Raw genomic sequence first — 21,554 nt, forward strand, 5'->3', positions numbered from 1 at the left:
GCAAACGCTAAAAACGGCAGCTATAGCTGCCGTTTTGCTTTTACCTATGCGAGGCGTGGATACGCATCCGCGATCGCATCGCCCGTAAACTGCGCCACCCAGCCTTCCGGATTGTCGAAAATACGAATCGCCGTAAAGTTCGGCTCTGAGCCCATATCAAACCAGTGCGGCGTGCCGGCGGGAACGGAAATCAGGTCGTTTTTCTCGCACAGCACCTGATACACCTCATCATCAATGTGCAGGCAGAACAATCCCGCGCCTTCCACGAAAAAGCGCACTTCGTCTTCGCCATGGGTGTGTTCGTTCAGGAACTTCGCGCGCAGCGCCTCTTTCTGCGGGTTGTCGGCGCGCAGGCTAATTACATCCCAGCTCTGATAGCCTTTCTCCGCCACCAGCTTGTCGATCGCATGCTGATACGCCGCGATCACGGCTTCGGGCGCGGGATCGTGTCCTAAATCGCGATCTGCAGCCCAGCGTTCAAACCGCACGCCTTTGGCGTTGAGCTGCTGGGCTATCTCGGCGGCGTCGGTGCTGTGCCACTGGTGTTGACTGGCGTCTTTATCGGAATAAATGGTCAATGCGCTCATGAAGGGATCTGCTCCGGATTAATCTCGTCAAACTGGTGGACCTGATGGTGATGGCTTGCGCCGTCATCATCACCGCGAATCAGCTGCAGGGTGCGAAAACCTGCCTGTTCAGCCGCGTCCAGCTCCTGATGAATATCGGACAGGAACAGGATCTGCGACGGGGCGATGCCCGTTTGCGTCGCAATGTTCTGATAAGACTGCACCTCGCGCTTGGCGCCGATGTGGGTGTCAAAATAGCCGCTGAACAGATGAGTAATATCACCTTCGTCGCTGTAGCCAAATAACAGTTTCTGCGCGGCGACGGAGCCAGAGGAATAAACATAGAGATCAATCCCTTGCGCTTTCCACTTTTCCAGCGCAGGCAGCACGTCCGGGTAGAGGTGTCCGGTAAAGTCGCCGTTAACGTAGCCGTCGTGCCAGATGATCCCCTGCAGGGCTTTGAGCGCGGTCGATTTGCGGTCTTCGTCCATAAAGGCAAACAGCGCGTCGATGAGTTCGCCGACGCTGGCGTGCGGGTTATCGATTTCATCACGCAGGTTGTCCAGAATGGATTTGACCGGCTCGGCGTACTGCTGCGCGGTCACGAAGGCCGCCAGCCGCTCACGCGCGTAGGGGAACAAAACGTCATGGACAAAACGAATATCGCTGGTGGTCCCTTCAATATCCGTCACAATCGCGCGAATCATATTCTCTCCAGTTGTCGTAAACGCATTTCGCATTCAAATAAGAATTCTAGCCCTTCCAGATGACGGCGGGCCTCGGCCACGTCGCGTCCCCAGCAGGTTAAGCCATGACCGCGCAGAAGAAAACCATAATTAAGCGGGCGTTCCTCTGCGTAACGGGCGATTCGGGAGGCAAGGGCGTCAATATCCTGGTCGTTATCAAAGACAGGGATAGCCACCGTATCCAGATGCGTGGTCTGCCCGGAGAGGGACTTTTGCATCTCAAAGCCGCTGATGTTGAGCTCGGCTTCTTTGACCAGACGCGACAGCACCGTGGCGTTGACGGTATGAACGTGCAGGACGGCGTTGGCTTCCGGGAACAGGCGATAAATCAGCGTGTGAAGACCGGTTTCCGCCGACGGTCTACGGCCAGATGGCGCGCGGTTGGTGGCGATTTCAACCTGCAGAAAATCCGCCGTCGTCAGGCTGCCTTTGTCTTTGCCGGATTCGCTGAGCCAGCAGAGGTGTTCGTCCTGACGCACCGACATATTGCCGCCGGTGGCTGGCGCCCAGCCTTTGGCGCCAATCCAGCGGCAGGCGTCGACAAGATGTGTGAGTTGCAGGTTTTCTGTCATTTCCTTTTACCCTCGCGGCCAGGAATATTTATATGGTTTAGACGTCTAAGCGTCTTGATTGCCAAAGACTAACATCGTGTTATAGTGGCAGCAACATAAGTATTACAAGCAGGCACAACACAATGAGCAATAACGCATTGATTCCGCAGAGTAAACTTCCCAATCTTGGTACTACCATCTTTACGCAGATGAGCGCTCTGGCGCAGCAGCACAACGCCATTAACCTTTCTCAGGGCTTCCCGGACTTCGATGGCCCTACCTATTTGCAGGAGCGTCTGGCGTACCACGTGGCGCAGGGGGCGAATCAGTATGCGCCGATGACGGGCGTGCAGGCGCTGCGGGAAGCCATTGCGGATAAAACGGCGGAGCTGTACGACCATAAGCCCGATGCGAACACCGACATTACGGTGACGGCAGGGGCGACCGAAGCGCTGTATGCGGCCATCACCGCGCTGGTGCGTGCGTGCGATGAAGTTATCTGCTTTGACCCGAGCTACGACAGCTATGCGCCTGCGGTTGAACTCTCCGGCGGCGTAGTGAAACGCGTGGCGCTTCAGCCGCCGCACTTTCGCCCTGACTGGCAGGCGTTTGCCGCGCTGCTGAGCGACAAAACCCGCCTGGTGATCCTGAATACCCCGCACAACCCGTCGGCAACGGTGTGGCAGAAAGCCGATTTCGCCGCGCTGTGGCAGGCGATTGCAGAACGTGAAATTTACGTGCTCAGCGATGAAGTCTACGAGCACATCTGCTTTGCAGAAGAAGGACACGCCAGCGTGCTGGCCCATCCGCAGCTTCGCGAGCGCGCAATCGCCGTCTCGTCATTCGGTAAGACTTACCATATGACCGGCTGGAAAGTGGGCTACTGCGTCGCACCGGCCGCCATTAGCGCCGAGCTGCGCAAGGTGCACCAGTACCTGACCTTTGCCGTGAACACGCCGGCTCAGCTGGCGCTGGCGGATATGCTGCGCGCTGAACCCGGGCATTATCGCGAGCTGCCGCACTTCTATCGTGAACGTCGGGATCTGTTTGTGGCGGCGCTAAGTAAAAGCCGGCTGGAGATTTTGCCCTCAGAAGGGACCTATTTTCTGCTCGCCGACTACAGCGCGATATCGGATCTGGACGACGTGAGCTTCTGCCAGTGGCTGACGAAAGAGGTGGGCGTGGCCGCCATTCCGCTGTCGGTATTCTGCGCCGATCCCTTCCCGCATAAGCTGATCCGTCTTTGCTTTGCGAAGCAGGAATCGACGCTGCTGGCGGCGGCAGAGCGTCTGAACACGCTCTGATTATTTCACCGTCCAGGCTTCTGAGTAACGACGGTCTGCAAACAGCTCCAGCAGACCGTTGATTTGCTTGAGGCGCAAGACTTCATCGCCGTCCATACCCAGTTCCCTGCTTATTCTCTCGTCATTCCAGCCAAGCTGCACCAGCTCGCGAACGATCTCCGACATGGCGTTAATCTGGTGTCGACCCCGCGCCCGGTTGTGACGAATCGTGGCGGCCATACGGTTATGTTTATCCTGCCGATCCCGACGCAGGCAGGTGATGGGGAGATAGCCCTTGAGCTGACGCTTCAGCGCCGCCCGATTTTTACCAATTTCATGGCGATGAAAACCATCCACAATTTCGTAGTGGTGCGGTTCGCTTTCTGTCACAAAGATAGGTTGGGTGAATCCATCGAGCTCCAGTGACTGACTGAGCAGCCGTTTTTCTGGTGGCGCAACGTTATTGGGGTTGTAATCGTTAGCGGTAATAGCGTCCTGTCTTATCCAGAGGACGCAGTCTATAGGTTGTTCACGAAACGGACTGTGTTTATGGATTGCTTCACGAAAGGCATTTATGGCGTTAATACGCTCCTCTTCGGAAAGTGACTGCAGGTACGTTTCCATTTCGGTGATTAGTCTTTGTCGCATAAAATGCCCCACTCTTTGCGTTTTGCCTTCACTCTGTCGCTGTAGCGCTGATAATGTTTGGGTTTGTTTGGGCTGAACGATAGCGCCCTGCACCAGTAGTCGTTATTCAGGAGAACCTTGCAAATACGGCGCCATGAGGGAATGTCTTTGGCTCCGATATCACCGTCCTGCGTATCGGGAATATCCTTTATGCCTCTCTTCTGATACCAGTGCAGATAAATGGCGATTTTATTGCGGTAATGCTCAGCCGTATTTTGCGGCATGCTGTCGAGGAGCAGCATGGCATATTCGCGCCAGCACAGGTGTTCGGGTTTCAGAATTTTTCGGTGACCATAAAAATGGTTATCGTGTCCGGCGTACATCCCCCCGCTGCGCGCACCGCTCACGCGCTCACACATGGCCGCCCAGCGATCGGGCTCAACAACGTGGTAGAGCCATAATCCCTGACGCTGTTCAGGACCAAAGGGTTCACAAATACGCATGTAGCGTAGCGGCACGCCAGCCTGAAACATCAGGTCATAGAGTGGGTTATAGCAACACCCTGATTTGGCGAACCAGGTCCATATATCGGCGGTTTTCCAGTCGTAGAGAGGGTAGATATACCAGGCATGTCCTCCCGGTGCGACGGTTGTCCAGGGTTTATCGTCGGCAAACCGCTGTTTACGCGCCGACGCGATAGCCAGAAAACGGTTGTAAGACTCATCGGCGCGGATGCCAATCAGTATTGCCGCCGGGCGATTGCAGGAGAACCAGTCGGAGAAACTGCGGACAAAGGTTTCAAACGTCATGCCTGGCTGGTAGAAGGAAAAAAAAGCGGGATCGGTAATCGCATCGTCAGGAGGCTGGCGGACCCATCGGGTGCCGGGTTCCCAGCATTGCCATTTCGGCTGGAATTGTGACAGTGAATTTTGCGTTGTCAGGGGAAGCGCGACCCACCAGAAATGGTCGATGACATCGCTGTACAACTCGCGCATATGTTCCACATGGGTAATGGTATGGGAAAACTGCGCTTCCCAGTCGATAAAGAGCACATCTATTTTGGTTTTCATCAGTCGCGCCTGTTGGGCAACCAGATGCAGCATAATGGTGGAGTCTTTACCTCCTGAAAAAGAAACACAGGTTTTGGGAAAGTTTTCGAGCGTCCATTTTATTCGCTCCCGAGCAGCGGTAAGAACATCCTGATTTAAAGAGTATTTATAAAGTGACATACTTATTCTCATCCTGAGGGATAAATACCTGACTGTAGCGTCAATGCTAATGAGAGGATTATATCAGTCAATTTTAATTAGATATGCTACGGTAATGATATCTCTTCAATAAAACTCGCGAATGCCGACCTATTGAGCGCGGAACGGTTGTACATCATGTAAATATCAATGCTGGGGAGTTGAATGTCAGTTTCCACTTTTCGCAGGTTGAGGGCTGGGCCATATTGTTCGAAGGCCGGTGCGGGTACTAATCCTATGAGATCGGACGAACCGATCACCGACAGAAGGGATATAAAAGAGTTGCTACGATAGACGATATTTCTTTTGGTTAACAGGCTTTCGGCCTTTTCCTGATAGTCTTTGAAGCTGTTCTCATCGTTCAGGTAGGCGGTGAAGTTTTCATTCAGGATCTCTTCACGCGTGGGATTTTCACTGAGACGGGGATGGCCCTCACGACAAACGAGGACGAAAGGAAGTTTATGGTAGAGGCTACAGGCGACAGAATGATTGTTAGAAGAAGAAAATGAAAATATCAGGTCGGCTCTTCTGTAGGCTAAGAGATCTTCTGCTGAATCAGACGAAAGAAAAACATCATGTAATTCAATTGAATAGTTATGGTTTTTCATCAGCAATTTTATAGGGTCAAGCGTTGCTTTCATACTCATAATATGAACTCATAGTTTTTAAAATCGATAAAGATCGTCCAGGAGCGCTTTAAACAAGGGATGAGCGAGATCGAGATAAAGCTTGATTAACGAACTTTAACGAACTTCACATACCACTTTTGCCCCATCCATGCCCCACGCATAATTCTAGTCAACGCCAGACCACATCAGCCCTGTAGGGCAAATCGATAACAAACACGCCAGCAGTATGTTCCCCAAAATTTAAAAACAAATGGTTCATTCCTTGACAGACAAAACAGCCAAAGCAAAAATACTGTATATTCAAACAGTGAATGACGGAGCACGTATGTTCGTAGAACTGGTTTATGACAAGCGTAATGTTGAGGGGCTCGAAGGGGCCAGAGAGATCATTCTGGCCGAGCTGACGAAGCGGGTGCACCAGATTTTCCCTGATGCCGAAGTGAAGGTGAAGCCGATGCAGGCAAACGGCCTGAATAGCGATGCAAGCAAAAGCGATCGGGAAAAGCTGAACCGCATGCTGGAGGAAATGTTTGAAGAGTCCGATATGTGGCTGGTTTCAGAGTTCCCGACTGTTCGCCAGGTTGGCCTGTAGAGATTGTTCGGGCAATCTGTCGCCGCCCATCATTGCTTACGATGAGCGGCGGTTTCATCAACTTCCTGGCTGCAATGCCTCTACCTGTTTCTTTAAATCTTCAATCTGTTCCATTAAAGCCAGAATAGCTTCATGGTGAAGTGCTGCTGAAGCGCCGGTAACATCGACTGATAAGGTTTTCTCAACTACCGTTCCGTCTTTAAGTTCAGTACGTCCGCCCTCAAAAACTGCCGTCGGCATGACTTCCATAAGCTCCTGCGCTATAAAACCCTGCCCGGGAGGTGCATCATCCAGACGCTCCCAGGTATATCCATGCATCATTCGCATTTTCTTAAGCGGGTTTTCTATGACCTTTATATTAGTCTTGATGTCTTTATCGGAATTGCTCAGCCATGAACCGACATTCGCAACGGCATTACCTGATAACTGGAAATCCCATGAAACGTTACGTGACGCAGTATCGATACCCATGATTACGTTACTGACCTCATAATCGCCTGAGGTGTTGTACTGCATAATGACATAACCATCTGATGCGGGACGCCTGAACATCAGTCCGGAGCCATTCTTCACACCAGCGCCAGAGTTAAACACATTAAGTTCAACCGTGCTTCCGAGTTGTGGGTCAACTTTGAAAAGTTGCTTTCTGATACCGCTACTGTTTTCAGTTGCCAGATCTCCCAAACCGAGGTTTGTGCGAGCGCCTGATGCAGTTGTCGAACCGGTACCGCCCTGTGCTACAGATAGCGCTGTAGTCAGCCCGGAAAGGCTGGTAATGTCACTGTTTGCCCCTTTCCTGGCCAGTGATTTCTGACCCGGTACCGTGACGGCCGCGCCGTTAATCGTGATGGTGACATCTGTGGTGCCGTTCATCACATCAGCAAAGCCGCTCATATAACGCTGGTACATCGTGAACGTTTCAGCAATGTCCTGCGCCAGTCCATCCACACTCAGGCTGTCGCTCAGCAAAATCGAATACTTTGTTCCCGCAGGGATTGCAGGATTTGCTGCTGGTGTCACGGTGAGACTGGTTGCCCCGCCGATGGAGGTGATCTGGAATACCTGCGGCGGGCTGGTCAGTGCGATGACGGTACAACCGTTACGAATTAACGAGCCAGCTGCAGTAAAGTTTGTTCCCGTACCTGTTAGGGTATTTCCGCTGATGGCAATAGTGCCAGTGGTATAAATCATATTTTCTCCAGGTAATAAAAAACCCCGCCATGTCGGGGCTCGTTAGTGGGGTTGTGTCAATACATTGCGGGGATGATGGGAATACTCATTCCGGTATATCTCTCGCCAGTCACAGAATACTTGTCTGTCCATCGGGAACGGACACGGCCATTCCCACATTTTACCGAGTTCCCGCTCATCACCAGTCCCTTGGATCGCATGTTGCACCACCCGCTGGCTGTTGAAGAGCTGAAACCATAGCAGCCAAGCGCAATCATGCTGTTGCCAATATCGACCCAGCTATTGCCCGGTGAATAAAACTGATTTCGGAATATAAATGGACGGCGGGTGGTAGAGAAAGTGCACTGGCCAGCAGCGTTGATGAAATTTAATCCTCTTCCGGGTACAGGGGCCTGAACCGCAAAAATCGCAATATCGACATTCACAGAACGGGCGATATCGTCATAGCCCGTGTAATCCTGACGGGAGTAAATATTATTACCATCACATTCAAGCGTAGCTGCGCTGTCATTCCAGCGGGCAAAAACGAGCCCTTTGGCCGGAAGCGTGTAAGTACCATTTACATTGACCGTTCCACTGAAAACACAGGAAGCAACACGACTGACATCAGTGATCGCAATAAAGTCTGTCGAATCCTCAATAAGCAAACCACGGTTTCCACTCTGCCCTGCGGGTAAAATCTGCCAGACTGTGCCGGGAAATGTTTTATCTTTCCCCCAGCCATCTGATGACCAGACACTCTGTGTCAGGGTTCCGTTTCCGTTATTGGTTATCCCATCGAGAACCATAATCGTTGTTATCAGATTCGGCGAGCGAGTCACATTCACAACCGAGTTTGATGGAATGAAAAAAGGTGTCGCTCCGGCAACATAGCCCTGAACAGTCATGGTCTGCTGGCCCCATGCCTCCACAGCCTCCCCACCATACGACGGACATTTCATTCCGGCAGTGATGGTCATTGCCGGACGCCCGTCATTCAAATCGATATAGAGTCCCCTGGCCATCAAAATTCTCCCAGAACAATGCGCCCACCATTCGACAAATTGACAGTGACACCGTTGTTATTGATCGTGACTCCTCCTGTTGAGTTGGTGAATCCGAACTGACCATTTTGGGCGTAAACCGCTCCACGCACAGTAACGTTATTGAAAACGGCATAACCCGATTTGTTGATGTGCCAGCCGACGTTTCCGGTTCCGTCCCATGTCGCGGACTGGATGTAGTTGCCAATTTTGCCATTACTGATGGTTCCGTCGCCGATAACGCTATCCCTGATAATGGTCTGCCCATTCTGGATAACGAACGGCAGTGTCACGGCCCCTCCAGCCTGAGACATCACCGCAAATCGGTCAGCCAGGAACAACACCTGCGACTGCATTCCGGATGGAGTGTTCTGAACACCAATACCCATGCCAGCAGCATACTGACGACCGTTAGCATCAACAGCCACCTTAATGCTGTACATCGCATTCAGGTTATTGTTGATGTCTGCTGATACCTGAGCATTCTGGACAATAGCGGCCTGCTGGCCATTTACAGTGACCTTCAGCGAATTGATCTGAGTTGCCGAAGCCTGTGTGAAGTCAGCAAGCGTCTTTGACAGATCAGTGACATTCGCGGTGTTTCCACCGGCACTGGAGTCAATGGTGCGCAACGACTCAGCAACAGCTTTACTGGCATCGGCCATTACATTATCGACCCGCTCAATACCGGCTTTGTTATCGCCATATTGCACGCTCAGAAGGTTACGCTGGTTAACCTGAGCGAGCGTGCTGGTGATCAGCGCGATAGCATTGTTCTGAATACCGCCGCTGGCCTTATCAGTTTGTGCACCCAGTTCTTCCAGACGTGATGCCATTGAGGAATCGAGGCCCGTGACTACCTGGCTAAGATCAGTGATTGATGCTGTATTCTGAGCACCTACAGCAGCAGCTGAATCAGCTTTATCAGAGGCGGCCTGCGTGGCAGCAGTCAATTGGCTTACCGCAGAAGCGCGCGCTTCAGTTTCCGTCGCTAATGCCTGGCGAACATCAGTAATACCGGCTTCATTCTGCGCAGTTTTTGCCTCAAGACGGGTAACATCAGTAACTCGCGCCTCCGTCTCAGTGGCGATCACCTCCCGGAGCTGTTCGAATGTCGCAGAGTTTGCGCCCTGCTGCGCAGTCTGCCGCACAACAACATCAGCAATTGCCAGAGCATTGCCGATAATTGCTTCGGCGGTCTGCTTATTCGAACCTACGGCGGCAGCCAGACCATCGGCGTTCTCCTTAATCGCGTCAGAAAGTTCGGCCAGTTTCTCGCTGCTGGCTACAGCACTCTCAATCAGATCCTTAAATACCTCAGAATCTTTAATCTCCTCCAGGATCACATCGGTGATGTCGGATACATCGATGCTGGCCTGTCCTCGCACCCATTCTGTGTAACCTGATTCGTTGCCGCTGCGGTCCACCAGCTGCGCGCGGTACCAGAAAATCTGCCCAGCTTTAAGGCCCATCTGCTGATATTTGCGCTGCGGGTAAGGCACATCGGCCAGCAGCATCGCATCGTCTTCGGTACCGGTGAGGCTGTACTGAATTTCGGTCTTCAGCGTGTCGTCGGTGTTCGCCGGGAATCCCCAATTCAGCTCGATACCGAATACCACGTTTTCGGAGGCGGTGAAGCCCACAGGCTTCGGCGGGTTGCCCACTTTACCCGTAAGATTTACTTCTGATGATGTCGCCCAGACTGATGAAACGTCGCTGGCGTTCACCGCCCTGACGCGGACAAGATAGCGGCCCGAGTAGATACCCTGCACTTCAAAGCCGAGAGAAGACGTTCGGGGAACGCTTACCCAGTTGCCGCTGTCACGCCGCCATTCCGCCTCGTACGCAACTGCACCCTGAACAGAATCCCAGGCAACGCGCATAGTGGTAATCGCAATATTCTGGTTAACCGTAGAGTAACTGTCTACGACAATATTTCCTGGGGGAGCCTGAACCCCTGGCGGAATAACACTGACTGGCCGCTCGTCCAGTCTTGCGCCGGTATCAACAGCGGAATAGATATCAGGGTTGTAAGTCGTCCCGGTGACCTCGAAAGTACCGTCGTTATTGTCCCGCGTTCCCGTAACACGGAAAAGCGCTATAAACAGATCGTCAGAGTCCACACCCCAGTTACATTCAGCCTCCGGCGTTTCGCTGTAGGGTGTGGTGACAGTGACTGTGTTTCCGTTAACGGCCTGGACGGTTCTGGCCTGAGCTGTGCCTGACGGAAGATTCAAAAACAGCCTGTTACCGGCTTTCACATCAGCAGCGCGATCGAGGGTTATGTTGCGGCCGTTAACCGCACTCACCCTGCCGCCGATAGTTCTTCCGGCCAGCTCGTTAGCAGCCACGCCGATCACCTCACCAACAGGGGGGGCGTCCATGCCTGTGCTGAAGGTCACCACCTCGCCGATACCGTTGGTAAGCAGCGCCCAGCGCCCCCGCCGGTTTGCCTCTGACTGCCTGGTGCAGCCGATCGCAGTCATTTCGAGCTGACGATAATCGAAGCGCATGGCCAGATCGTTATCGTAAACAGGCTCAGGCGTGTCTTTGTAGTGGTTAGCTGGGTCAGACCAGTTCACCAGCGCGGCAGTGTTTCGGGTGGTTTCACTCGGGTCCGCAAAGGTAAATTTACCCTCAACAACGCTGGCGTGGTTATAGATATGCCACACATCGCGGGGCATATCAGCCAGGACATACATCTTATTGTCACCCCAGTACGTCATGCCGCGAAATATACCCGCCAGATCACGAAGTACGGTCCAGGCGTCATTACGGTCCTGGATATAAACGTTGCAACGAAAACGAGGTTCCGTCCCGCTGCCGCCCTTGCCGTCTGGTACCAGTTGATCGCAATACTGGGCGATGCGATAAAGTTCCCATTTGTCTATCTGAGTCGCATCGATTCTTTGACCCAGCCCGAAGCGCTCGTTCAGAATGATGTCGTAATAAATCCAGGCAGGGTTATCCGTCCACGCCCATTTAAATACGCCCTCCCATGTACCAGAATAAGTGCGGGTTTCGGGATCATAAGTATCAGGTACACGGATGATTCGCCCTTTCGGATTGCACACAACCTGAGGAATGCCATTAGGGAACTGCTTTGCGTCAAACTCTACATACAGCAGCGCTGTGTTAACGTAGCGAAGTTTGGCGTCAATAATTTCAGTAACGGCCACAACGCGCATGGTGTCGACGATATTCACGCTCGTGGAATCCGGCGTGATTCTGCGAACCCGCAACTGCCATCCAGCCGAGGCTTTCGGAAGATTGACGCGGTGACTGCGCTCATAAAGCGACGTGGTTTTGTCATCAACAGCACCGTTAACCACCGTTTCATACGGCCCGCCATCGACCGACAGATCGATAGCATACTCGACGCGGGTGCCGACTTTATCACCGTTGTTTTTCTGGAGTAAAAGAGTTTGCCATCCCAGGCGAATTCGCAGCGCAGAGAGCTGCGTGTTGGATACCGCGCGCACGTACGGCACAGCCTGTTTCAGCTCGTATGAAACCTGAAGTTCGTTTTCAATGCCGGGGAAGCCCTGAATGTAGTCCTGGTCCTGAGTACCGGAACGGAACTCATATTTCACATTATTGAAGTTATAACTTCCGTCGGCGTTCTGAAGAGGCGTGTACGAAGATGAGTCACCAAGAAAAATGTTTTTACCATCAAGCCCGCCAGCGAACTCACCCTCTCCAAGCGCAATCAGCACCTTTGCCCTTGCAATGGACTGAATGCTGTCCGGTGCTTCAACGGGTGTTCGGGTCTGATTGCTGCCACCTTTACCGCGGCCTTTGATGATCGTCGTCGTCATATCGCGTCCATAAAAGAAGCCACCGTCAGGTGGCTTGAAATGGGTAGTTTGGTTTATTGCTGATCTTCTGCATAAATCCCGGCTGAGATAATCGCACCGCCTATTTCCCTCTGTCCGTAAAGCAAAGGAACGGGGTTACCGGATGCCGTAGTATTGACGGGTCCGCCAAACGCATAGGAAGGCTTATTATCTGGGTCCTGTCGCATCCTCAGACCAGCAACCTGAGGGGAAAGCATTTGCACTACACCACCCACAGCCATAGAACCAGCTGCGGCATATAGCGCCATTTGTGTACCTGCTGCCCATCCTATTGGGTTCCACCAGGTAAAAGCCGCAATTGCGGCGGCAGTAACAATTTGAAAGAGGCCAGCCCTTTTACTGCCGCGTATTACAGGGATAATGCGAAGTTCATCGCCAGGTCCAAGAAGATCAAACTCTTCCTTTCCTATGTTTATTTGGTTTCGGAAGATGACAAAGTCCAGCCCCTTCGCTCTGGTCTCACGCAGGTAGGCATCAAATCCATCAATTGTGTTAGATAGCGCCCTGAATACCTCACTGGCAGACGTTAACGCGCGGCGGTGGGTCCTGCCAAATCGCTGAGCCATTGAGCCGCTGAGTTTGATAACGGTTTTTCTTTCCATTACATCAAATCCTTATAACGCAGAATTTTGATGGTACGGTCACGGTAATAGCCACCGTAGGGAATACGCTGGCTTAGCTGGCCATACATGTGATGCAGTAGCATGTTGCCATCAAGCAAAATCCCGGCATGGTTCGGGACGGTGGACTGTACCTGCATGATAACCATGTCACCGGTCTGAGCGGGACCGTCGTACTCACGGAAACCGCATTCCTGCCAGTTATCCATATAGAGATTTTCACCCTGCTCCCACCAGTGGCGATCTACGCTGTAGTTGGGCAGTTCAATGCCGTGTTCGATGCGGAAATAGTCCATGATGAGAGACCAGCAGTCAGCATATCCGAGTACAAACTGGCGCCCTGTGAGGGGTCGGTCTCCACGAGGCATGACGGTGCGAATGTCGCCCTCCGGCCACGATGCAATAATCCAGGGCAGTTCCGTGGCATCACACATCAGCATGTCGAGCTCGCTCGGCTGAGTTGTTGCCCCGTCGCCGGGATGGCTGTGGACGATCGCCACCACAGTGCCCTGCTCTTCGGCGGCCGCATAATCCTCAGGATTGAGTTCGAATTGCTCAGTCGGCGACTCAGCATTATTTTTGCAGGGGATGTACTTCTCCACCCGCCCCTTCTGAATAACCACGCCACAGCACTCCTCGGGGAAGGATGCGGCGGCATGGGCCAGAATGGCGCTAACTGTTTTGTCGCGCATGATTATCCTCTCAGAAGTGAAGCGCCTGGGAACCCGCCATAATCCAGCTGTTCATTCTCTCCGAAGCGAGGTTTACAGCCCGTTGACAGCAGTCCGGAGCAAACATCCTGTGAAGGATCATCCACCCGGTTGCCGTCTTTATCGAACCAGCCGTTTTGCCCGGCGTAGGTGCAGCCATTCCCGGTTTTGTACCAGCCCCGCATGCACCACGTGCACATTGGCTGAATTTGCCGGGTCGGAATGAGTTGCCCGCGCAGATCGGCTGGACTGGAAAGCTCAAACTCTACGGTTTCATCGTCTGATCCTGATTTACGGTCGATGTAATAAACCTGTTTGCGCTCCTCGTTGGGATTCGCAGTCGGGTTCCCATCAGGGAAGTTTCTGGCGTCCAGATAGTGTGCGAAAGTGTCATGGATGATCACCTTAGCTTTAGCCATCCCCTGAAATCTTCGGCACAGCGAGCCAATCGTACCGCTGATGTTTGCAACAGTGAGTGACGGCCGTGAGCTCTGGCCGTCACTGCTGACAGATATGCCGGTCAGTTCATACGGCCACGCGCCATACTCCTGCCCCTGCCACCACACCGACTTCGGCTCAAGTTTTGACTCGTCGCCACCTGCGGCGATGATTTCCGCCTCGGTGTGCGGGATTGTCTCGTTGTGAAAGCGAAGAATACCGGCACCGAAAGCTGAACCGTCAACCTCAATCAGGCGGACGCGCTTACCCGGTTCCAGTTTCTGGACATCAGATGAAATGCTCATGGATGGTATGCCTGTATGAATGTACTGCTGAGGGTATATTTCTTGTTGCCGTGGGTAGATATCTGGAAGGATTCCGCGCGCCATAAGCCTGAGGGCTCAAGCGGAGGTTTCCAGATAAATGACTTCCACCCGGCATGCCTGTTCAGAAAGTTTTTAATGGCCTGAATGTAAGCCTCGTCGCCGGTAAAGCTCACGCTCCATTGAGGTGTTACAGGGTTGATACCGTCTCCGGCCACCTGCGCATAGCCATCGCCAAACTGCGCCTTTCGGGTACGGAAACTTGTATCAACCTGAGAGGCAACCTTTGGGCACCAGCTGAAGGTTTCGACTGCCATGGTTAAACTCCCTTGATTAATCGCCACAGAGGCGAACCCGGCATGCTGGCCTGTTCGTTAATGACACCAGTGATGGCATCCTTAAGCTGCCTGCCTGCTGCTCCGGCAGTACCCTGACTGGCCGCCTGCGGTGATCCGCCCTGAATATTGATATCGCCAAAGTTAACCGAAGGCACACCGCCAGAAACCTGAGGAGCACCAACTGCCCGAACGCCCAGCGAACCATCAGCTGCCCGAGTGAGCGGCATAATGGCTTCCGGGCCTGCCTCGGCAAAAACCCCCGCACCTTTGGCAAAGGCAAACAACTGAGGCGTCTGAAAAACGCCATTGCTGTAAGCGCTCAGGGAAGGAGAGTCGTAAACATTACCCTTCGCGTTAAAGGTGAAGTTCGCGCCAGCGTTCTGAATTGCAGTACCGCTGCTGGCGGTAGCGGCAGACGAGGCACCAAAACTGAACAGGGAGCCAATTGAACTGACGCCGTTAGCAACAGCCATATTGACCAGAACGTTCTGGATAATCTTCAGCACGCTGACGCCCCAGTCCTTCCAGCTGTCAACGTTACCATTGAGCATGTCGGTGATCGTGGTGACCGCGCCACCCATGGCCTGCTTCATGCCGTCAGCGGCCATGGAAGAATAATCAGTAGCTTCGTCCACCCAGTTCGCATAACCCTCAGACAGTCCCGTCATCCAGTCGTCACGCTGCGCATCAGAAGCTGCGTAATATCCCTCCTGGTCGCGCAGGCGCTCTTCGAGGTAGCGCTTATTAAGTGCCAGCCCCTGCTGATAGAACGTCTCGTCGATTTCACCAGCCTGACGCTGGCGGAGAAGATCGGTATTCTTCTGCTCAAACTCCTTACGCAGATTGAACTGCTCCTGAAGTCTTTCACGGAACCTGGTTCCCTGCCCGTAGCCCAGCAGTTGCGCTTCATTGGCTGCGCGGGCGCTTGCGTTACTGTCAGCAAGGTTGGCTTCGTAATTTCGCAGTTGCTCACGTAATTTAACCTGGTCAATCAGCGCAGCATTCTGCAATACCGTCTTTTTCTGGGCTTCTGTCAGAGAAGCAAGTTCGCCCTGGCTGACCTGGTATTTAACCTTCGCCAGTTCAGTATTCTGGCCTTGCAGGGCAATCTGCTCTTTTTGCTGCTTGATAAGGCGCTTATACACATCCTCGGTTTTCTCGCCTTCGGTTTTACCGCCCTTCGCCTTAGGTTTGTTGGCCTCATTATTCCGCCATTCAGCAAGACCGTTATTAATCAACTCCTGACGGCCTGTCTGGAATTGCGGATCACTGGTTAACCCCAGGTCATCGGCTGCATAACTCAGACGCAGGCGCTCTTTGGCCTCACCCTTCAGGCGTGACAACTCAAGATCCCGGCGGCTCTTTTCGAGGGCATCGGTTTGCTTTTTGTCGAGATCGGCCTGCGGAAGTCTGAGCGGGACGTTAGCCAGCCCCTGACGCGCCATAAGGAGTTGGTTGCCTAAGCCAAGAAGACTGTTGAACTTTTCATGCTGCCCATTCATCATCAATTGCGACTGGTACAGTGCGTTCTGGCGCCAGGCATGCTCTTTGATCAGATCGTTACGTTGCCTTTCAATACCCTCAAGGGTTTGCTGAATATTGCGAGATTTCTCCCGCATATCATTCAACTTCCCTTCTTCAACGGCGAGCTGATCTGTGACGATGGCTATCGCTCTCAGGATATTTGCATCGTTCTCGCTGGTAATGCCCGGTTTTCCACGCGATGCATTCAAATCGTCGATCTGGTTCTTCAGCTCACCAACCTTTTTGGCTTGCTCATCAACCAAACGATTTTGCTCTACCAGAGCACCAACAGTTCTCCCCCTATTGTCGTCTGTTTCAGACAAAGACATGCGGGAAGTTTTTTCTCGTATTTCGTCGATTTGACTGGCGTATTCCTGGGCAGAGCGACGTGCCTGCTCCTGGTTTTGATACATCGCATACCAGGCTCCAGCACCCAACATAACTAAACCAGGAACTCCACCGATGAGACCAAGTGCACCACTCATCAGCCGAGTACCGACAGATGTTACGCTATTGAGATTGCTCTGAGTCGAAACGCGGTTTGCAAGGTTCCGGCTTAAGGAAGCCTGTGTCGCGGACAAGCGCCTTTCTGCAACAGCCTGGGCATCAGCGTTTTTAGCTGCCACCAGCCCTGCCTGTGCACGTTCAAGCGCAGTCCTGGCCCTGACTTTTTCCGTAGCGGTGCCAGTTGCAAGAGCAGTAGTCAGCCTGGCTTGAGCTGCTGTAACCTTTGCTTCCGCTGCCGCAATTTTCTCTTGCTGAGCAGCTTGGACATCTGCACTTCGTGAACGCTGAACAGCTTGCTGGGCTCGATAAACTTCAGCCCTTGAAGCTGCAACAGCAGACTGAGCCGCTTTATCCTGCGCAACAGCAAGTGCTACCTCTGATTTCGCTGCTGAAATTAGTGCACCTGTTGCACTCGTGGCGCTGGTTACAACTCCGCTGAGATATCTTGCCAGCCCAACGCCAACAAGCGCCCCTGCTACTGTTGTTATTGTGGACATGTTGTCAGCAACGTCATTCAAGGCACCACTAACAGCTGAAGAAGTGAACGCATCCAGAGTTTGAGCTAAACTATCCAGCCCGCCAGACAAACCTGCCGTTGCGCCGGTAGCCTGATCAATACCGCCAACCCATTGCATGAATGAGTTAGTAACCTTCTGCAAGGAACCAGAAACCGTTTGTGGTAAGCTTTTGAACTCATCTTGCAAATTATCTAACTGGCCTACCAATGCTGGAACAACCTTATCAATCGTAAGTTGCCCCTGGTCAGCCATGCTCTTAAGGTCTTTGCGGGCCACGCCCATTCCGGCGGCAAGTGCGCGAATAACGCGATCACCGGATTCGTTAACAGCGTTAAACTCCTCACCACGAAGAACGCCCTGTGCCAGAGCCTGGCTGAATTGAGTGATAACAGAACTCGCTTCCTGGGTGTTAGCCCCAGAAAGTTTGAGGCCGGTAGAAACAGCCTCGGTAATTTTCAGAACTTCATCAGAGCTATACCCGTATTCACGCATTGAAGCAGCTGCGCGGGAAAAAAGGTTTGCGTTATCTAAAAACGCGGTGCCGGTCCTTTGGCTTATCTCCATTAACTGACGCTGAGAAGCAGCAAAATCGTCAGCAGAAGATGATGCCTGCTTGAGTCGTGCATTTACGGAGTTCCACTCATCAGCAATCTGAACAATTTTCCCGGTAGCAAACGCTGCGCTAGCAGCCGCGGCGGCTTTCCCTGCTGATGCAAATCCAGCGGTCAGATCAGATAATGCCCTTTCGCTCTCTCTGGCAGCCGCGGCGGCCTGACGACCACCATTTTGCATGGTACGGTAATAGTCCGCACCCATTCGTGAGGCGCGAGCAATCTCACTCTGGAAAGACTGAGAGTTCGCGGAGATTTTAATTATTAGTTCGCGTAGAGCCGCCATCTCTTGTACCTTAATAATGAAAATAGAATAGCCACTCGGACTAACACCTCAGAGGCTTAGCTTTTTTTTTGCACATGGAGACATATATGTTGAGCTTGAACTTTGAAGTTCCCGGCAACCCGGATGACTACTACGAAGTTAGGGAAAAGGAAGATGGAACGCTTTCCTATAAACCTAACCGCTTAAAAATAAGAGGGTTAGCAAAAACTCAGTGTGATTATTTTGATTATATATCCTCTTTAGGTGAGAATATTCATATAGCCACACTTGAGAGCAATGATGTCATTAACGATTTTTTTGAAAATGAGCCGGAAGAGGCTCAAGTTTGTATTTACAATACTCTTTCCGAAGAATTTAACGCTATTACTGATACAATCTTAGATGAAACTTCAGAATTGAATGCGCAGGCGCAGCAGACAGAAAATGTGGCAGAGAACATAGGTAAAGTTATAGGGGCTATAGTTCTTATAGGCTTTATAGTTTTTATATTATCGCAAATAAACTAAGTTACGGGCGGTTTACCGCCCTAATTTGATGCAGCCATTAACGCAGCCTCAAGCCCAGCAAACGGGTCTTTTGGTGCTGATTGCTCGTCACCCCCCCAGCGCAGGATCGCATCGTCCAGCGGTACTTTTGCCCCCTGCGAGCCGTAGATGGCAGAGACGAGCTGGGCGGCCTGAATGTCACCACGAATATCGCCAACCGGACTTTGCCTGTCGTACTCAATCCACATCAGAAGCTCGCTTGCCGTCATATTCTGCCGAAGCTCTGAGAGCGTGCGCCCCATCCGGAGCGCAAGCGACATCAGAAACTTTACGCCGGGGGTTGAGACTTTTCCCGCGCTTCGTCCGCATTGTTGATCAGGTCAAGCGCCTGTTTGAGCAGGCGTGAATGGACGGGGCCGTAGATTTCACGTACCTGCTCTTCTTCGTCTACGCTGAATACCGGTTGCTTATCGGTGTCGCACAGGACGTCAATGAAGAGCACCACGTCAGCGCAAAGATTACGGTGTGCCTTTTCCGATACCGACACATTTTCATCATCAGCACCCGCTTTCACCACCTCCTGCCAGCGCAGCCAGGCTTCACCTGACGGCTCACGGAGAACCACTTTTACGCCTTCCCACTCAGGAACGGAGACCGTCTTATGACGAAAGCCCGACATCTTAGCCAGGGCTAGGTTTTTAATATTCTTCATGCAACCCCTCATGAACCAGATTCGATGTTTTCAGGCTTACCCTTCAGGCGCAGGGAGAACGTTGCCGCCACTACGCCGTTGGTACCGGAAGACCATGTGTGCTGGCGGATTTCAGCCAGGAACTTAAAGCCCTTGCCGGACGGGAAGATAACCTGGAAAGCGTAGGTCGTATCGTTGTCATAGGCCTCACGCAAGGCGTCCTGCGCCGGATTCTTGTAGAAGTTGCCGGATAGAGAGATTTCTGACGGAGAAGGCAGGCCGTTGATGTTCTCCTGCTCGGTAGAGCAAAGCGTTGTTACGTCGATATCCTGCTTCTGGCCACCAGTGAACTGAATTTCTTTGATGGTGCAACTCAGATCGAGGAAGGTTGCGGTATCCATCGTTTCTTTGGTGGCTGGCGCAGAGGAAATAAGGATCTTCGTCAGCTGCGATTTTTCATAAAGTGCAGACATAGCTGTCTCCTGGTAAAAGAAAACCCGCCATTAAGCGGGTTCGTTGGGTGAATGATTTATCAAGGTGTAACTTTAAAATCCAGGGTGGCACGGTATAGCCGATAATATGGCTCGTATCCGGGGATTTTTACCACCTCTGTAGGGTTTAACGACTTAAGCGAAGCAAGCGCCAAATCTCTCAGAGATCGTGATTCAGTGATCGTTGTGGCATACACATCGACCTGAACGGAAACCCTGCTCTCTGCCTGGCCACACATCACGTCAGCGGAAACATCATCGACGATGGAAAAGATAATCCAGGGTGGAGAGACAGACGGTTTCCCGTCACTACCTAATGGCGCAACATAGGGGTATACCCGTCCATCTGCCAGGGTAGAAAGCAAGGCGTAGATATTATCTTCATTCACTTGCTCAGTACCTCATCAATAGCCTGATTCATCCTGGCAATGGCGACGCTGGCGGCCTCTTCCTCGCGCGTATCGTAAGCGGGTCGCACAAAAGGATGCGCAGGCATGTTCGCAGTGCCAAGCTCCACAAAGCGCCAGTAAAAGGCGTTTCTCGGGTTATTCGCCTTCATCGTGTTATCGCTGTTCCCGGTGCGCGGGTTAACACCACGAATATGGACGCCGGAAGAAATTTCCCCGCGGCGACGGCTTTTTTGGGTCACCACCACCACGTTTTTTTTCAGTTTCCCGGTACGCACCGGAGCGCGGGCGATCACTTCTTCCTTAAGCACTTCGGCACCGGCGCGCGTGGCATCACGCATAACCTTGTTGTTTTCGGCACGGCTAAGCGCCTCCAGATCCTTTGCGATGTCATTTAATCCGGAAAAATCGAGGCTCGTCTCAATCATTTTTCGGTCCCCTGTTTGCAAAGAATTTCGAGCTGAACACCACGAGAATCAGGGATAGGCGGACCAATAATATTCAAAATGGCCCCCTTGAACGGGCCAGTCATAACCCTGAGTCTGGACGCAGCAGTTATATCGCTACGAAATCGTGTCCATACCCTGATAGTGGCGACTGCGGTTTCAGCACCAGCGGCTACCAGCTCGCGGCCACTAATGCCCTTTACTTCTGCCCAGGTTTCTGCGCCGTCATGCCATGCTTCAACAGGCTGGCCAGAAGGATCTCTGGATGTTGTGAGGTTCTGAACCACCAACCTGTCTCTCAGTCTTCCGGCCTGCATAAAGTCCTCCTATACCCCGTAAATTCGGTATGGCTGCAGCAAGGCTTCAACTGCAAACGGGACCTCTGCAACAGTCTGACCGACGGAAACTGATTCTCTGTTGGCATACCAGTGACCTATCAGCAATAACATGGCCGCTTTAACATCATCATTCAGTAGAATCGGGTCCGGATCATCTGCGTAGCCAGGGGAGCTCTGGTTTTCATAGAGCGTTCGCCTTGTCCATGTCTGGACGTAACGCGCCGCCGCACCGGTGTATAAAGTCAGCAGGGCGTCATCACCGGTAAAGTCGCTATCAATGCGGCAGTGCTGTTTCACCACATCAAGATCGACCATTATTTTTTCGCCTTCTTGTCCGCTTTCACTTCCGGCTGTTCCTGCTCTGCAGGATTTTCTGATTCATCGAGCATCGCATAGCCTTTTTTGATGAGCTCGCGACCGTGCTGTTCCAGAGTTTCCAGCGGAAGCCCATCAGTAACGACGGTACCGCCGAAATAAATCGGTTTAAGTGCAATCAGTTTCATTTTCCCA

At 52.4% G+C, this 21,554-nt stretch carries 24 protein-coding genes and 1 pseudogene; 3 read left to right on the plus strand and 22 right to left on the minus strand.

Annotated features, from left to right (window positions below):
* Positions 1-44: 44 nt before the first annotated feature.
* Genes WM95_RS06590 through WM95_RS06600 form a run of 3 tightly spaced genes read right to left on the minus strand, consistent with a single transcriptional unit; the run spans position 45 to position 1,884 of the window.
* A complete protein-coding gene (locus WM95_RS06590) occupies positions 45-587 on the minus strand; it encodes a 1,2-dihydroxy-3-keto-5-methylthiopentene dioxygenase (RefSeq protein ID WP_023310723.1) in 543 nt (180 codons plus the stop codon).
* Positions 584-1,273 (minus strand): acireductone synthase, encoded by a 690-nt coding sequence (gene mtnC / locus WM95_RS06595; RefSeq protein ID WP_047173406.1) that lies wholly within the window; start codon positions 1,271-1,273, stop codon positions 584-586. Before mtnC ends, WM95_RS06590 begins: the two co-directional genes overlap by 4 nt.
* The gene (locus tag WM95_RS06600) at positions 1,270-1,884 is read right to left on the minus strand and encodes a methylthioribulose 1-phosphate dehydratase (protein WP_063408646.1); all 615 of its coding nucleotides are present in this window, start codon (positions 1,882-1,884) and stop codon (positions 1,270-1,272) included. The genes mtnC and WM95_RS06600 overlap by 4 nt, the downstream gene beginning before the upstream one ends.
* Before the next feature lie 122 nt (positions 1,885-2,006).
* Between WM95_RS06600 and WM95_RS06605 the strand changes: the two genes are divergently transcribed.
* A complete protein-coding gene (locus tag WM95_RS06605) occupies positions 2,007-3,167 on the plus strand; it encodes a pyridoxal phosphate-dependent aminotransferase (RefSeq protein WP_063408647.1) in 1,161 nt (386 codons plus the stop codon).
* Here WM95_RS06605 and WM95_RS06610 read toward each other — a convergent pair whose 3' ends face one another.
* From WM95_RS06610 to WM95_RS06620, 3 genes are all read right to left on the minus strand, one after another.
* Entirely contained in the window at positions 3,168-3,794 is a 627-nt protein-coding gene (locus WM95_RS06610; protein WP_063408648.1) for an IbrB-like domain-containing protein, read from the minus strand.
* Entirely contained in the window at positions 3,779-5,002 is a 1,224-nt protein-coding gene (locus WM95_RS06615; RefSeq protein WP_088544702.1) for a phosphoadenosine phosphosulfate reductase, read from the minus strand. The genes WM95_RS06610 and WM95_RS06615 overlap by 16 nt, the downstream gene beginning before the upstream one ends.
* Before the next feature lie 86 nt (positions 5,003-5,088).
* Entirely contained in the window at positions 5,089-5,667 is a 579-nt protein-coding gene (locus WM95_RS06620) for a LysR substrate-binding domain-containing protein (RefSeq protein WP_088544703.1), read from the minus strand.
* Positions 5,668-5,974: 307 nt separating this feature from the next.
* Between WM95_RS06620 and WM95_RS06625 the strand changes: the two genes are divergently transcribed.
* Entirely contained in the window at positions 5,975-6,241 is a 267-nt protein-coding gene (locus tag WM95_RS06625; RefSeq protein WP_023292714.1) for a DinI family protein, read from the plus strand.
* A gap of 57 nt (positions 6,242-6,298) precedes the next feature.
* On the opposite strand, the gene WM95_RS27125 is transcribed toward WM95_RS06625, so the two are convergent.
* Genes WM95_RS27125 through WM95_RS06670 form a run of 8 tightly spaced genes read right to left on the minus strand, consistent with a single transcriptional unit; the run spans position 6,299 to position 18,186 of the window.
* Entirely contained in the window at positions 6,299-7,432 is a 1,134-nt protein-coding gene (locus WM95_RS27125) for a tail fiber domain-containing protein (RefSeq protein ID WP_145956708.1), read from the minus strand.
* Positions 7,433-7,488: 56 nt separating this feature from the next.
* Entirely contained in the window at positions 7,489-8,436 is a 948-nt protein-coding gene (locus WM95_RS06640) for a DUF6453 family protein (RefSeq protein WP_063408021.1), read from the minus strand.
* On the minus strand, positions 8,436-12,272 hold the full coding sequence (locus WM95_RS06645; RefSeq protein WP_063408022.1) for a phage tail protein: 3,837 nt from the start codon (positions 12,270-12,272) through the stop codon (positions 8,436-8,438). The genes WM95_RS06640 and WM95_RS06645 overlap by 1 nt, the downstream gene beginning before the upstream one ends.
* Positions 12,273-12,325: 53 nt before the next feature.
* Positions 12,326-12,913 (minus strand): tail assembly protein, encoded by a 588-nt coding sequence (locus WM95_RS06650; RefSeq protein ID WP_001549121.1) that lies wholly within the window; start codon positions 12,911-12,913, stop codon positions 12,326-12,328.
* Positions 12,913-13,623 carry a C40 family peptidase gene (locus WM95_RS06655; protein WP_058691910.1) on the minus strand — a complete coding sequence of 237 codons (711 nt, stop codon included), beginning with the start codon at positions 13,621-13,623 and terminating at the stop codon, positions 12,913-12,915. The genes WM95_RS06650 and WM95_RS06655 overlap by 1 nt, the downstream gene beginning before the upstream one ends.
* Positions 13,624-13,625: 2 nt before the next feature.
* Positions 13,626-14,384: a phage minor tail protein L gene (locus WM95_RS06660; protein ID WP_058685175.1), complete on the minus strand. Its 759-nt coding sequence runs from the start codon at positions 14,382-14,384 to the stop codon at positions 13,626-13,628.
* Positions 14,381-14,719 (minus strand): phage tail protein, encoded by a 339-nt coding sequence (locus WM95_RS06665; RefSeq protein WP_058680182.1) that lies wholly within the window; start codon positions 14,717-14,719, stop codon positions 14,381-14,383. Before WM95_RS06665 ends, WM95_RS06660 begins: the two co-directional genes overlap by 4 nt.
* A 2-nt stretch (positions 14,720-14,721) precedes the next feature.
* A complete protein-coding gene (locus tag WM95_RS06670) occupies positions 14,722-18,186 on the minus strand; it encodes a phage tail tape measure protein (protein ID WP_063408023.1) in 3,465 nt (1,154 codons plus the stop codon).
* A gap of 86 nt (positions 18,187-18,272) precedes the next feature.
* Here WM95_RS06670 and WM95_RS06675 point away from each other — a divergent pair, with 86 nt between their 5' ends.
* Entirely contained in the window at positions 18,273-18,692 is a 420-nt protein-coding gene (locus WM95_RS06675; RefSeq protein WP_022650855.1) for a hypothetical protein, read from the plus strand.
* Positions 18,693-18,712: 20 nt separating this feature from the next.
* On the opposite strand, the gene WM95_RS06680 is transcribed toward WM95_RS06675, so the two are convergent.
* The 8 genes and pseudogenes from WM95_RS06680 to WM95_RS06715 form a co-directional block, all read right to left on the minus strand.
* Positions 18,713-18,991 (minus strand): phage tail assembly protein T, encoded by a 279-nt coding sequence (locus WM95_RS06680; protein WP_063408024.1) that lies wholly within the window; start codon positions 18,989-18,991, stop codon positions 18,713-18,715.
* Positions 18,992-18,999: 8 nt separating this feature from the next.
* The gene (locus WM95_RS06685) at positions 19,000-19,383 is read right to left on the minus strand and encodes a phage tail assembly chaperone (protein WP_045338900.1); all 384 of its coding nucleotides are present in this window, start codon (positions 19,381-19,383) and stop codon (positions 19,000-19,002) included.
* A gap of 32 nt (positions 19,384-19,415) precedes the next feature.
* Positions 19,416-19,835, minus strand: a pseudogene (locus tag WM95_RS06690) (phage tail tube protein); the annotation flags it as partial.
* A 59-nt stretch (positions 19,836-19,894) separates the two neighbouring features.
* Entirely contained in the window at positions 19,895-20,242 is a 348-nt protein-coding gene (gp17, locus tag WM95_RS06695; protein WP_074166043.1) for a tail completion protein gp17, read from the minus strand.
* Complete coding sequence (locus tag WM95_RS06700) at positions 20,239-20,688, minus strand: HK97-gp10 family putative phage morphogenesis protein (RefSeq protein ID WP_048703098.1); 450 nt, start codon at positions 20,686-20,688, stop codon at positions 20,239-20,241. Before WM95_RS06700 ends, gp17 begins: the two co-directional genes overlap by 4 nt.
* Complete coding sequence (locus WM95_RS06705) at positions 20,685-21,023, minus strand: phage head closure protein (protein ID WP_048703101.1); 339 nt, start codon at positions 21,021-21,023, stop codon at positions 20,685-20,687. The genes WM95_RS06700 and WM95_RS06705 overlap by 4 nt, the downstream gene beginning before the upstream one ends.
* A gap of 9 nt (positions 21,024-21,032) precedes the next feature.
* Positions 21,033-21,359 carry a head-tail connector protein gene (locus WM95_RS06710; RefSeq protein WP_048703104.1) on the minus strand — a complete coding sequence of 109 codons (327 nt, stop codon included), beginning with the start codon at positions 21,357-21,359 and terminating at the stop codon, positions 21,033-21,035.
* On the minus strand, positions 21,359-21,547 hold the full coding sequence (locus WM95_RS06715) for a DUF7210 family protein (RefSeq protein WP_048703108.1): 189 nt from the start codon (positions 21,545-21,547) through the stop codon (positions 21,359-21,361). The genes WM95_RS06710 and WM95_RS06715 overlap by 1 nt, the downstream gene beginning before the upstream one ends.
* Positions 21,548-21,554: the final 7 nt, after the last annotated feature.

Source organism: Enterobacter cloacae complex sp. ECNIH7, assembly GCF_002208095.1.
GTDB lineage: Bacteria > Pseudomonadota > Gammaproteobacteria > Enterobacterales > Enterobacteriaceae > Enterobacter > Enterobacter cloacae_M.